Annotated in this window: 10 protein-coding genes; 3 read left to right on the forward strand and 7 right to left on the reverse strand. The window is 71.6% G+C overall.

Features of this window, described 5'->3' with window-relative positions:
- Nucleotides 1-165: 165 nt before the first annotated feature.
- Complete coding sequence (locus tag AB0D67_RS38340) at nucleotides 166-462, forward strand: iron-sulfur cluster biosynthesis family protein (protein WP_362947132.1); 297 nt, start codon at nucleotides 166-168, stop codon at nucleotides 460-462.
- A 136-nt stretch (nucleotides 463-598) separates the two neighbouring features.
- Here AB0D67_RS38340 and AB0D67_RS38345 read toward each other — a convergent pair whose 3' ends face one another.
- Complete coding sequence (locus tag AB0D67_RS38345; RefSeq protein WP_362947135.1) at nucleotides 599-1072, reverse strand: hemerythrin domain-containing protein; 474 nt, start codon at nucleotides 1070-1072, stop codon at nucleotides 599-601.
- 71 nt (nucleotides 1073-1143) lie between these two features.
- Entirely contained in the window at nucleotides 1144-2325 is a 1182-nt protein-coding gene (locus tag AB0D67_RS38350; protein WP_362947138.1) for a zinc-dependent alcohol dehydrogenase, read from the reverse strand.
- A 449-nt stretch (nucleotides 2326-2774) separates the two neighbouring features.
- Between AB0D67_RS38350 and AB0D67_RS38355 the strand changes: the two genes are divergently transcribed.
- Complete coding sequence (locus tag AB0D67_RS38355) at nucleotides 2775-3350, forward strand: hypothetical protein (RefSeq protein ID WP_362947141.1); 576 nt, start codon at nucleotides 2775-2777, stop codon at nucleotides 3348-3350.
- Nucleotides 3351-3564: 214 nt separating this feature from the next.
- Here the strand turns inward: AB0D67_RS38355 and AB0D67_RS38360 are convergent, their stop codons facing one another.
- Together AB0D67_RS38360 and mca are read right to left on the reverse strand one after the other, a co-directional pair.
- Nucleotides 3565-4839, reverse strand: a complete 1275-nt coding sequence (locus AB0D67_RS38360) for a C39 family peptidase (protein ID WP_362947144.1) — start codon at nucleotides 4837-4839, stop codon at nucleotides 3565-3567.
- Between the two features lie 185 nt (nucleotides 4840-5024).
- Nucleotides 5025-5909 carry a mycothiol conjugate amidase Mca gene (gene mca / locus AB0D67_RS38365; protein WP_362947147.1) on the reverse strand — a complete coding sequence of 295 codons (885 nt, stop codon included), beginning with the start codon at nucleotides 5907-5909 and terminating at the stop codon, nucleotides 5025-5027.
- Nucleotides 5910-6021: 112 nt separating this feature from the next.
- Here mca and AB0D67_RS38370 point away from each other — a divergent pair, with 112 nt between their 5' ends.
- Nucleotides 6022-6672, forward strand: a complete 651-nt coding sequence (locus AB0D67_RS38370) for a TetR family transcriptional regulator (protein ID WP_362947149.1) — start codon at nucleotides 6022-6024, stop codon at nucleotides 6670-6672.
- 10 nt (nucleotides 6673-6682) lie between these two features.
- On the opposite strand, the gene AB0D67_RS38375 is transcribed toward AB0D67_RS38370, so the two are convergent.
- From AB0D67_RS38375 to AB0D67_RS38385, 3 genes are all read right to left on the reverse strand, one after another.
- Entirely contained in the window at nucleotides 6683-6943 is a 261-nt protein-coding gene (locus tag AB0D67_RS38375; RefSeq protein ID WP_362947152.1) for a zinc-ribbon domain-containing protein, read from the reverse strand.
- A 234-nt stretch (nucleotides 6944-7177) separates the two neighbouring features.
- A complete protein-coding gene (locus AB0D67_RS38380) occupies nucleotides 7178-8647 on the reverse strand; it encodes a PucR family transcriptional regulator (RefSeq protein WP_362947154.1) in 1470 nt (489 codons plus the stop codon).
- A 43-nt stretch (nucleotides 8648-8690) separates the two neighbouring features.
- Nucleotides 8691-10616, reverse strand: a complete 1926-nt coding sequence (locus tag AB0D67_RS38385; RefSeq protein WP_362947157.1) for a nitrilase-related carbon-nitrogen hydrolase — start codon at nucleotides 10614-10616, stop codon at nucleotides 8691-8693.
- Nucleotides 10617-10869 lie beyond the last annotated feature (253 nt).

Genomic DNA, 10869 nt, shown 5'->3' on the forward strand with positions numbered 1-10869 from the left:
GCCGCTTCGCGGCTGCGTTCCTCAGTCCAGACACCGGCGCCCCCTCGCGGGTCCATGTACAGGGATGGGATGGGCGGTGACGGGAAATCCGGCTGTTCATGTGTTGGGCCTGCCGTAATCGGGCAAGGGCGGAGAGTCCAACCTCAATTCGGACAAGGAGTTGCAATGCTCACAATGACCGATAACGCCGCACAGGTGATCCGGAATCTCAGCTCCCAGGTAGGAGAGTCGACGGACACCGGGGTCCGCATCTCCTCGCAGAGCGACGGCACGGACTCTCTGCTGCTGTCGATCGTGGAAGGGCCGCAGTCCGAGGACAAGGTGGTCGAGACGGGCGGAGCGCGCGTCTTCCTGGACCCCAAGGCGGCGGACCTGCTCGACGACAAGTCCCTGGACGCCGACGTCGACGAGGGTGGAGGGGTGGCCTTCACGGTCACCGAGCAGATTCCCCGGCAGGCGTGACGGCCTTCCGGGAAAAGCGGGCCCCGGCCTCGGATGAGGCCGGGGCCCGCGTGTCGTCTCAGGCGCCCTGACGGGCGCTCCCGGCGGTGTTCCCACCGGGTCCTCCCCGGCGACGCCCCGCCGCGCCGCCGGCGCCCTACTGGCGGGCGCTGGCCAGCGCCAGCGGGTCGGACGGAGCCTCGGCCTTGGCCTTCTCCATCCGCTCGCCGAGTTCCTGGAGCCTGTTGCGCCCCAGGGCCTCACGGACCTGGGGGAACCAGTCCTCTTCCTCCTCCTTGACGTGGTGGCGCACGTTCTCGATGAGAACGGTCACCTTGGCGTCGAACCGCTCGTCCTTGGGGTCCATCCCCTTCAGCTCCGACAGCAGCCAGGCCACGACGTGGTGCTCCTCCACGCTCTCGAGGACGTGGTCGGAGGTGTCGGGCACCTCGGCGCGCGCCTCCGGGTAGAAGATCGCCTCCTCGATGTAGGCGTGCCGGCACAGCTCCTGGGAGATCTTCTCGACGATCTCCTGCTTCTTCTTGTAAGCGGTCTCGCCCGCCTGCTCGAACTCCTTGAACAGCTTCTCGACCATCTTGTGGTCGTCCTTCAGCAGCACGATGGCGTCCATGGCCTATCTCCTTCGGGTACGGGGTCCACGGGGGACCCGCCTGTTCAGGGGGGACGTCTTCTCGGGGTCTCTCAGGGGTTCAGGAGGACCTTGATGGCTCCGTCCTGCTTCTTCTGGAAGATCTCGTAGCCGTGCGGGGCCTCCGCCAGCGGCAGCCGGTGCGTCGCCAGGTCCATGACGCCCAGCGGGTCGGAGTCGTCGGCCACCAGCGGCATCAGGTCGTCGATCCAGCGCTTGACGTGCGCCTGACCCATGCGCAAGGTGATGCCCTTGTCGAACATCTTCAGCATCGGCAGCGGGTCGGCCGCGCCGCCGTAGACGCCGGAGATCGAGATCGTGCCGCCGCGCCGTACCGTGTCGATGGCCTGGTACAGGACGGCCAGCCGGTCCACGCCGGCGTTGGTCATCAGCGGTGCGGCGATCGCGTCGGGCAGGAGCCCGGTGACGGTCTGGGCCACCTTGGCGACCGGGGAGCCGTGCGCCTCCATGCCGACCGCGTCGATGACGGAGTCGGTGCCCCGGCCGCCGGTCAGCTCGCGGACCGCCTCCGGCACGTCCGGGGTCGCGGAGGAGTCCAGGATCTCCACGCCGTGCCGGCGCGCCATCTCCAGCCGCTCGGGTACGGCGTCGATGCCGATCACGCGGTAGCCCAGGTGCTTGGCGATCCGGGCGGACATCTGCCCGATCGGGCCCAGACCGAAGACCGTGACGCTGCCGCCGTCGGGGACGCAGGCGTAGTCCACGGCCTGCCAGGAGGTGGGCAGGACGTCGGAGAGGTAGACGAACCGCTCGTCCGGCGGCCCGTCGGGCACCTTGATCGGCCCGAAGTGCGCCTGCGGGACCCGGAGGTACTCGGCCTGCCCGCCGGGGACCTGGCCGTACAGCTTGGTGTAGCCGAGCAGCGCGGCCCCGGTGCCGTACTCGCGCACCTGCGTGGTCTCGCACTGGGCGTACAGCTTCATGTCGCACATGTGGCAGCGGCCGCAGGAGATGTTGAACGGGACGACGACCCGGTCACCCGGTTTGATGTGCGTGACCTCCGCACCGACCTCCTCCACGATGCCCATCGGCTCGTGCCCGAGGACGTCCCCCTGCCCGAGGAACGGTCCCAGCACCTCGTAAAGGTGGAGGTCGGAACCGCAGATCGCGGTCGTGGTGACCTTGATGATCGCGTCGGTGGGTTCCTTGATCAACGGGTCCGGAACGTCCTCGACACGTACGTCTCGCTTGCCGTGCCAGGTAAGGGCCTTCATCGCTCTCCTCCTATCGGGACGCCGGACGGCGTGTCACACGTCCACGCCTGAGCTGCGACGACGTCCCTCTTACCCCCTGAGTCGCCCTCAAACGAGGAACCCCGGAGGAGGCGTCACCGGTTGGCCCGGGAGGAAGGCCGCCGACAGGAATGCGATCCGCCTGTTCATTTTGGTTTTCCTTTATTGCCTTTTCTGTTCCCACTTATTGCGAAATGCAGTGCGGGGAGTAATTCGCGCGGCCGATCAGCGCTCCCCCGCGAGAAGGACGCCCCGGTGGACCGGCGGCGGCCACCATGAGATCGAGATCGACACCGCCTGCGGCGGCTCTCCCCCGTACGCAGGCGTCATGTGGGCGGGATCGGCGCACCACCGGCTCCGGCGGCCGGCGTGAACCGCCGCCACATGCGTTCTCATCACCCGGAACGACGTCCGAAAGGAAACCGAGGAACGTGAAGAAGACCAAGAAGGCTCTGCTCGCGGCGACGGCGACGGCGGCTCTGTCCACCCTGGCGCTGGTGCCGACGGCTCCCGCCAGCGCCGCGGTCTACACGGTCGAGGTCCAGCTCCAGACCGTCAGCAGCGTCAAGGAATCGGCGGGCGTCCACTTCACCTGCCCCGTCAACCAGGTCATGACCGGCCGTGCGCACTCCGGAGACGAGAACGCCTACACGAAGTACTCCTGCAGCCGGATCCTCATCAACGGCGAACAGGTGACGGTGGAGTCCCGAGGCTGGAGCCCCAGCCAGAAGGAGAGCAGCTCGTTCTACGAGACCTCCGACAACCGGGTCATCACCGGCCGGTGGCACAGCGGAGACGAGAACGGCTACACGAACTACGAGTCGGGCGCGCTGTGGTGGCAGGGCAGGCAGCTGAGGCTCGTCTCCGGGCCGTGGAGCTCGAATCTGCGTGAGAGCAGCCACTCCGTGTCGGCGAGCCCCTACCACGTCATGACCGGCCGGAGGCACTCCGGAGACGAGAACGGCTACACGAACTACCGGTTCGCTTCGGTCACGGTCGACGGCTGAGCTCCCGTACCTCCACTCACCGGGCATCGCCCCGGGCGATGGCCCCTGCCGCTGCTGGGGCCATCGCCCGGGGCGGCTGCCGGGAAGCCATGACACGGCCGAGCGTGGCATCCCCGCTCACACCGCCGGAAGAGCCGGTGGCCTGCGTGCCCCGTGCGGCGGGAGCCCGGGAATCCGCAGGGCTCACCGCGCGGATTCCCGGGTGGAGGTCTTCTCACCAGTTGGCGGGCAGGCCCGGCGCGGTGGCGGGCAGGGCGTGACCCGGCGGGTGGATGACGTAGACGATGCCGCCGCTGCTGGAGCTGCGCTGCCACACGTTCTCGAAGTCACCCCGCGGATAGACGTGGCGCACCGCGTCGTCGCTCGGTGAGGCGGGATCGTTGGCGATCACGTCGCCGGCGGAGGTGAACCCGACGATCACCATGATGTGGCCGTCGGTGCCGTAGCCGGCGCCGGGCAGCTCGTTCTCCTTGAACGACTGGGAGGTGATCACCGGAATGCCCGCGGCGATGAAGCGCTCCAGCTCGGTCAGCGACCGCAGCCTGGTGACGAAGCCCTCCATGCCGTACCGCCCGGCATAGGCGGTGTTGAAGGGCCAGTTGCCGGCCCCCTGGTAGGCGTGGTCGTAGGTGTGGCGGGCGGCGTAGTCCACCTCCGGATCGGGGTCGGAAGGATCCACCCAGGAGGTGTCCTCCTCACTGGGCCAGGCGCCCCAGTAACCGAGCACCATCGTGGTGGAGGTCGGACTGCACCACGCCTGGCCGCCGCCGTCCCACTCGGGGTAGTGGCCCGTGTGGACGTTCTGGGAGCGGCGCGGCACGTTCAGCTCGATCCCCCACGCCGGGCCACCCGGGCTGGCCGTCACGCGTTTGCGCTCAGGGACGGCCGAGGCCATCGCGCCCAGACTCCGCACGACGGGGGCCACGGTGGAGCCGGGCGTGCGGTGCAGCGTGACACGCAGCTGGTAGGCGGTGATCGGCCGTCCCGACGCGGCGACGAAGGTGTCGACCGAGACGGTGCCGTCGGCGTCGCCCTGCCCGGAGACCGAGGTGCGGCGGATGTCGCCCTCGCCGTAGGCCCAGCGGCCCATGACATACCACTTGCTCAGCCCGGCGGCGTTGCGTCCGCGCATCTCGATCTGCACCCAGCTCCCGGCCGGGGTGTCGGCCGTCCAGGAGGCGACCAGCTCGGTGGCGGAGAAGCCGACCTGTCGCTCGGGGCCGGTCCAGCGGGCGTACTCCCAGGTACGGGTGCCCAGGGCGTCGGTGTAGGAGGTGGTCCCGGCGGCGGAGGCGAAGGCCAGGGTGTCCCCTGCCCTCACGCCCTCGGCGGCACCCTCGGGGAAGGCGGCTCGCTGGTAGACGACATCGGTCCGGGTGGATGACGGCTTGGTCTCGGCCGCGGCGGGCCCCGCCGCGGAGGCGGTGAGGGTCGCGGCCGACGCGACGGTGGACAGGAAGGCGGAGAGGAACACGGTCAGCACGCGCATGGGCTCACCTTGCCTGAGGGGTTCTCGACTCCGCAGACGCTAAGCCGCCACGCCGCCCCGCGCATCGGGAACTTTACGTATCCAGACCCCGTGAGCCCGCTCGGGGCGCCCCCGAGCCGCGACACGCAGCGTCGCCATGAGTACGACGCCGCGACGCGCGGCATCGCAACCACACAACGCCAGCGTCACCATAAGCCCGCGAACAGATCATCCTCCGGCAGGTCCACCGGGACCAGGGGGCGGGCCAGGTGGTAGTCCTCGGTCGGCCAGACCTCCCGCTCGATGTCGCGTGGGTGCCGCATGAAGCTCTCACCCGGGGTGATCTGGGTGGCGTGCGCCAGCAGCGCCCGGTCTCGCACCGCGAAATAGCCGTCGCAGCGGACGCGCGTGGTGACCTCCGGGGTGGGTGCGGTCTCCGGCCAGCCCTCCAGCAGCGGGCCCATCCCGGAGTCGAGTCCGCGAGCGGTCATCGCCTCGTGCATCGCGGCGAACCAGGCCCGGGACAGCGTCGCCAGGTAGTACAACTTGAGCGGACGCCAGGGGGCACCGGTCCCGGGGTGGCGGGCGGGGTCTCCGGCCGCGTCGAACGCCGCCGCCGTCACCCGGTGGGTCATGACGTGGTCGGGGTGCGGGTAGCCGCCGGTCTCGTCGTAGGTGACGACCACGTGCGGGCGGAACTCGCGGATCTCGGCGGTCAGCGCCCGTACGGCGACATCGAGGGGCTGGGTGGCGAAGCAGCCCTCCGGCAGCGGGTCGCCCTCTGCGGGCAGCCCGGAGTCGGTGAAGCCAAGGAAGTGCTGCCGTACACCGAGGATCTCCCGGGCCCGTTCCATCTCCGCCCGCCGTACGGCCGGCAGGTCGGCGCGCACCTCGGGACGGTCCATCGCCGGGTTGAGCACGGCACCGCGCTCGCCACCGGTACAGGTGACCACCAGGACCTCGGCTCCCTCGGCGGCGTAGCGCGCCAGCGTCGCCGCGCCCTTGCTGGACTCGTCGTCGGGATGGGCGTGCACCGCCATCAGCCTCGGCGGCTCGGCGGAGATCCCCTCCAGGGGGATTCCCTGCTTCATGGTCGTCCTTCCCGGCCTCTCTTGTTAGGTCGATTCAAAATATATACTCGTCATAAAAATGACTCAAGTCTGATTCTGTCTTCGACCCAGCAAAGAGCTCTAAGATGGCGGTATGACGACCCGGCCGATGGGCCTGCGGGAACGCAAGAAGAAGGAGACGCGGCAGCAGATCTCGAACATCGCGACGCGGATGTTCATCGAGCGCGGCTTCGACGAGGTCACGATCGCCGAGATCGCACAGGCGGCCGAGGTGGCGAAGATGACCGTCACCAACTACTTCCCGCGCAAGGAGGACCTGGTCCTCGACCTGCATGACGAGATCGTCGCCCATCCGGCGCGCACGGTGGCCGAACGGGCGTCCGGCGAGTCCGCCCTGGCCGCGCTACGCCGTGACTACTTCGCGGCGCTGGAGCGCCGCGACGCGCTACTAGGCTTCTCCGGTCGCCCGTTCGCCCGTACGGTGACCGGCAGCCCCGCGCTGCTGGCCAGGCTCCGCGAGCTCCACGAGCAGCGCGAGACGGCCCTGGCGGCGGTACTGGCCGGAGAACCCGGCACGGACGGGGCGGATGGGACGACCGGCGACGTCATCGCCCGCATGGTGGCCGGGCAACTCGTCTCGGCCCTCCGGGTGCTGTTCGGTGAGGCGATCCGCCGCACCCTGGACGGCGAGGACGAGGACACCGTCGCCGCGGCCCTGCACACTTCGGCCACCCAGGTCTTCGACCTCCTGGAACCGTCCCTGGGCGCCTACGCCGTCCGCTGAGCCGTCCCTCTCAGAATCCCCCGAGCCGGGCCGGGCCGACGCCGCTCCGGAGCCTCTTCATCTCGTCCCGGGAGACGTCGTAGGCGGCCCCGCAGTACGTGCACTGCATCATGTGTCTCGTCCGCACCGGGAAGATCGGGATGAAGAAGAGGCTGAACTTCGTCACCCGCTTCGCCAGCGCCTGGGCCGCGGTGTTACCGCAGTTGCGGCAGACAAGAGTGATCATGCCGAGCCGCTGGACGACGGTACGAAGACCGAAAATGAACAACATCACCCGCTCCTACCCGTCCCAGCCCGACTTCCACGCCGCACCCACGAGGGGGCGCCGCTGACGGACCCGCTCGGGAACTCCGGTGCCTGGACCCGCGAGGGGGCGCCGGTGTCTGGACCCGCGAGGGAGCGCCGGTGTCTGGACTGAGGAGGGAGCGAGCGCAGCGAGTGAGCGACGAGGGAAGACATCGGGTAAGAGCCCCCGAGCCGCGACGCGCCAGCGTCGCAATGAGCACTACCCCGAGCCGCGACGCGCCAGCGTCGCAATGAACAGGGAGAGGGCGAGGCGGTCGGTGGGTGAGTCCAGGTCCAGGCCGGTCAGGTTCGCTAGGCGGCGCAGCCGGGCGCGCAGCGTCTCGCGGTGCACGCCCGTCGCAGCGGCGGCCGGGTCCCAATGGTGGTTGGCCGCGACCCATGCCCGGGCGGCGGCGATCAGCGTCTCGCCGTCGGCCGCCTCGGTCACGGGCGCGAGCAGCGCGTCCGCGAACCGCTCCGCCTCGGGTGACACCAGCAGCCGGTCCAGCTCCATCGCGGGCGTGTCGGCGTAGCACACCGCCGGCCGGTCGGGGCGGGTCAGCTGGGCGGCCAGTCCGGACTCGCGGATACCGGCCGGGATCCCGTCGAGCGGCTTGGGCGTGGCGATCCCGGCGCGGGCGCCGTCGAGCAGGGATTCCAGCCGTTCCTCAGTGAACCCTGGGATGACGAGCACGACCGTACCGGACCGGCCGTCGCCGGCCGCCCAGCCGCCGGCCGCCACGATCCGTTCGGCGGCGCGGCGGCGGCCGGAGCCGACCAGCGTGACGGCTGCGAACTCCCCGGGCAGCGGCAGGTCCGCCACCGCGGCCACCCGCGCGGCCGAACGGGCGTCGCCCTCGGCCAGCAGCCCGGCGACCGTACGGCGCAGCTCGCGTTCTCCGCCCCGGTCGAGCACGGTGAGCAGGGCGGCGGCGGTGCCGATGATCCCGGCGGCCCACATGGGCCGCTCGCCGACCGCGAGCGCGCCGACGCAGAGCGTGCCGCGCCGGCCGCGGGCCGGGCCCAGCGGAACCGCGGTCACCGGCACCCCGTCCAGCTCGACCTGAAGGATGTGCCGCCCTGATCGGTCGCCCTGGCGGGCCAGATCGGTGAGCGCCTCGGCGGCGGGGCCTGCGCCGGTGGGCGCGCGCAGTGCCACGGCGTGCCCGGCGTCCAGCACGGCGACCCAGCCGTGCAGTTCCCGTGCCAGCCGGTCGGCCACGGCCTGCCGTCCGGCGTATCCGGCCTCGGCGAGCTGCTGCTGCACCTTTCTGGCCTGCTCGGCCTCGCGCCGCGCCTCGGTGGCGTTCAGGTCGGCCACGGCCCGGTCCACCGCGACGAACGGCGTGCGGCTCGGGACTTCGATCAGCGTCAGCCGGTGGCGGCGGGTGGCCTGGACGATCTCGGCGGGGACTTCGGGGAACCAGGGGTCGAGGCCGAAGCCGACGGCTCGGGCCCCGGCTTCGGCGAGCCGGGCCGCCCACCGCTCGGCCGTCGCGGCGGGGTCGGCCTGGTCGCACAACCACATGCCGCTGGTCAGCAGCAGTTCGGCGCCGTCGAGCCAGGGTGTGGGGTCGGGTTGCTCGGACACCGCCACCCAGCGCACCGGCTGGTCGAGCCCTTCGTGGCCCAGAACCACCCGCAGTCCGAGGCGGGCGTTGGCCAGCAGTCGCCGGATCGTCACCGCCATGGCTTTCCACCGCCCTCCGCGCGGCCGCCCCGGCGGCCGCCGGTCAGCGGGGCCGTCGCAGCATCTCCGCGCCGAACAGGTCGGTCCGGCGCCGTGCCAGCTGCGGTTTCACCGCGCACGTCTCCCCCGCGCCGTTCGTGCCCCGCACCGCGCACCGCAGTCTCGTCCAGCCTATCCCCGTGTTCAGCGCCTCCTCGCGGGGCACCGTGACGTGGTCGGGGCCGAAGACGCCACCGGGCGTCACGCCGGCGTTGGCCAGGGCGATCCAGACGTGGGAGTCACCGGCGCGCAAACGGGCGGGGTGGGCGAAGGCGGGTTCGGGGCCGCGCAGTACGGCCGGGTTCAGCGGGACCCGGGTGCCGGGGAAGGGCACCGGATACGGCCAGTCCACCGCGGCGGGCACCGCGAGGACGTCGGCGCCGAGCACCGCGAGCACCCGTGAGGGTTCGAAGGGCTCCAGTTCCTCCCCTGCCAGCAGCCCGAGGGAGCCCCACGGCCGGGTGACGACCGCCGGCGGCTCATCGCCCGGCTCGGCCCAGGCGGCGTGCGCGCCCAGATGGGTGACGTGGCGGCGGGCGGCCTCCCCGCCGGAGGTGACGAGCGTGACCGCGTACCGGACCGGGCCCCGCGGGCCGTCCGCGCCGCCCGGGTCGTCCGCGCCGCCATCGCGGCCCACGCCGTCCGGCCTCTCCGGACCACCCGGGCCGTCCGCGATCTCCGTCCCGCGAGCGATCTCCGCGCCCCTCTCGTCGTCGCCGGGTACGGCCAGCGCGGTCACCGCTTCGCAGCGGTGCCGTTCGCACCAGGCGCGCAGTTCCTCCAGCGCGGTCCGGGCCCGGTCCGGGTCGGGGACGCCACCGGTCAGGTGGAAGGCGGGCAGCACGGCGAGGTCGGTGCCCTCGGGCGGAGCGGGCAGATCACCGGCGGGCCCGGCCAGCACGGCGACGCCCACCGTCCGCCCCTCTCCGGCCCCGGTCGTGTCCCCGGCCTCGAATACGGCCCCAATCCCGGTCTCGGACACGGTCCCGGCTTCGGACACTGTCCCGATCCCCGATCCGGTCTCGGCTGAAGACGCCCCGCCGGGCGAAAACGCCCCGCCGGACGAGGGCATGCCGCCGGGTGGCGTGGTCAGCGCCTCGCGGTCGGCGCGCGGCCAGACGGTCGAGCGGGCCAGTGGGCCGTACTCCGCTGGCCGCCGGGCGGCCAGCCGCTGGTGGCGCGCGGCGGCCGCGGCGTCGAGGTCCAGGGTGGCGACGACGAATCCGGAGCCGTCGTCCAGGGCGGCGGCGACGGCCCCGGTGTGGTCGAGCACGCAGCTTCCGCCGCTGAACTGGAAGGAGTTGCCGGCGAGGGTCTCGGCTCCGGCCTGGTCGGCCGCGACCAGCGGCAGGCCGTTCTCCCAGGCTCGCAGTCGCCAGGTGGCGCTGGGGCCGGGCTCGGCCACCCAGGCGGTGGGCAGCGCGATCCAGTCGGCGCCGTGTAGCGCGGCGTACCGGGCCGGCTCGGGGTAGTCGGCGTCGGCGCAGATCAACGGGGTGACACGGCCCGCGGGGGTGTCCCACACCGGTGGCGGCAGGTGACCGTCGACCGCCCACAGAGGGTCGGCGACGAACGCCTGGGTCTTGCGGTAGGAGCCGGCCGGCCCGTCGGGGCCGATGAGCACGCACGTGTTGTGCAGGGTGCCCAGATCGGGGTCGAGTTCGGGCATGCCGAGCACCAGCCAGGCCCCGGTGGTACGGCACAGCCGGGTGAGCCGCCGCACGGACGGCCCGTCCACCGGCTCGGCGAAGGGCCGCACATGCTCCTCGGAGGACCACAGGTAGCCGGTCAGGGCCATCTCGGGGGTCACGACCACCCTCGCGCCGGCCGCGGCGGCCGCGGCGGTGAGGTCCTCGATCGCCTCCAGGTTGGCGGCGACGTCGCCGTGCGCCGACCGGAGCTGAACGGCCCCGAGGGTGACTGTGTTCATTGCGACGCTGGCGCGTCGCGGCTCGGGGGCTCTTACCCGATGTCTTCCCTCGTCGTTCACTCGCTGCGCTCCCTGTTCATGGCGACGCTGCGCGTCGCAGCGCGGGGCTCTTGACCCGATGTCTTCCCTCGTCGTTCGCTCGCTTCGCTCCCTGTTCATGGCGACGCTGCGCGTCGCAGCGCGGGGCTCTTGACCCGGTGTCTTCCCTCGTCACTCCGCCGCTCCGCGGCTGCGTTCCTCAGTCCAGACACCG

Origin of the sequence: Streptosporangium sp. NPDC048047, from assembly GCF_040653115.1 — a bacterium.
Classification (GTDB): Bacteria; Actinomycetota; Actinomycetes; order Streptosporangiales; family Streptosporangiaceae; genus Streptosporangium.

What these genes read in the sequence shown, in the direction of transcription:
- AB0D67_RS38380 (WP_362947154.1), bottom strand. Translation starts at nt 8,647, where the DNA reads ATGGCGGTGACGATCCGGCGACTGCTGGCCAACGCCCGCCTCGGACTG.
- mca (WP_362947147.1), bottom strand. Translation starts at nt 5,909, where the DNA reads ATGAAGCAGGGAATCCCCCTGGAGGGGATCTCCGCCGAGCCGCCGAGG.
- AB0D67_RS38340 (WP_362947132.1), top strand. Translation starts at nt 166, where the DNA reads ATGCTCACAATGACCGATAACGCCGCACAGGTGATCCGGAATCTCAGC.
- AB0D67_RS38370 (WP_362947149.1), top strand. Translation starts at nt 6,022, where the DNA reads ATGACGACCCGGCCGATGGGCCTGCGGGAACGCAAGAAGAAGGAGACG.
- AB0D67_RS38375 (WP_362947152.1), bottom strand. Translation starts at nt 6,943, where the DNA reads ATGTTGTTCATTTTCGGTCTTCGTACCGTCGTCCAGCGGCTCGGCATG.
- AB0D67_RS38385 (WP_362947157.1), bottom strand. Translation starts at nt 10,616, where the DNA reads ATGAACACAGTCACCCTCGGGGCCGTTCAGCTCCGGTCGGCGCACGGC.
- AB0D67_RS38360 (WP_362947144.1), bottom strand. Translation starts at nt 4,839, where the DNA reads ATGCGCGTGCTGACCGTGTTCCTCTCCGCCTTCCTGTCCACCGTCGCG.
- AB0D67_RS38345 (WP_362947135.1), bottom strand. Translation starts at nt 1,072, where the DNA reads ATGGACGCCATCGTGCTGCTGAAGGACGACCACAAGATGGTCGAGAAG.
- AB0D67_RS38350 (WP_362947138.1), bottom strand. Translation starts at nt 2,325, where the DNA reads ATGAAGGCCCTTACCTGGCACGGCAAGCGAGACGTACGTGTCGAGGAC.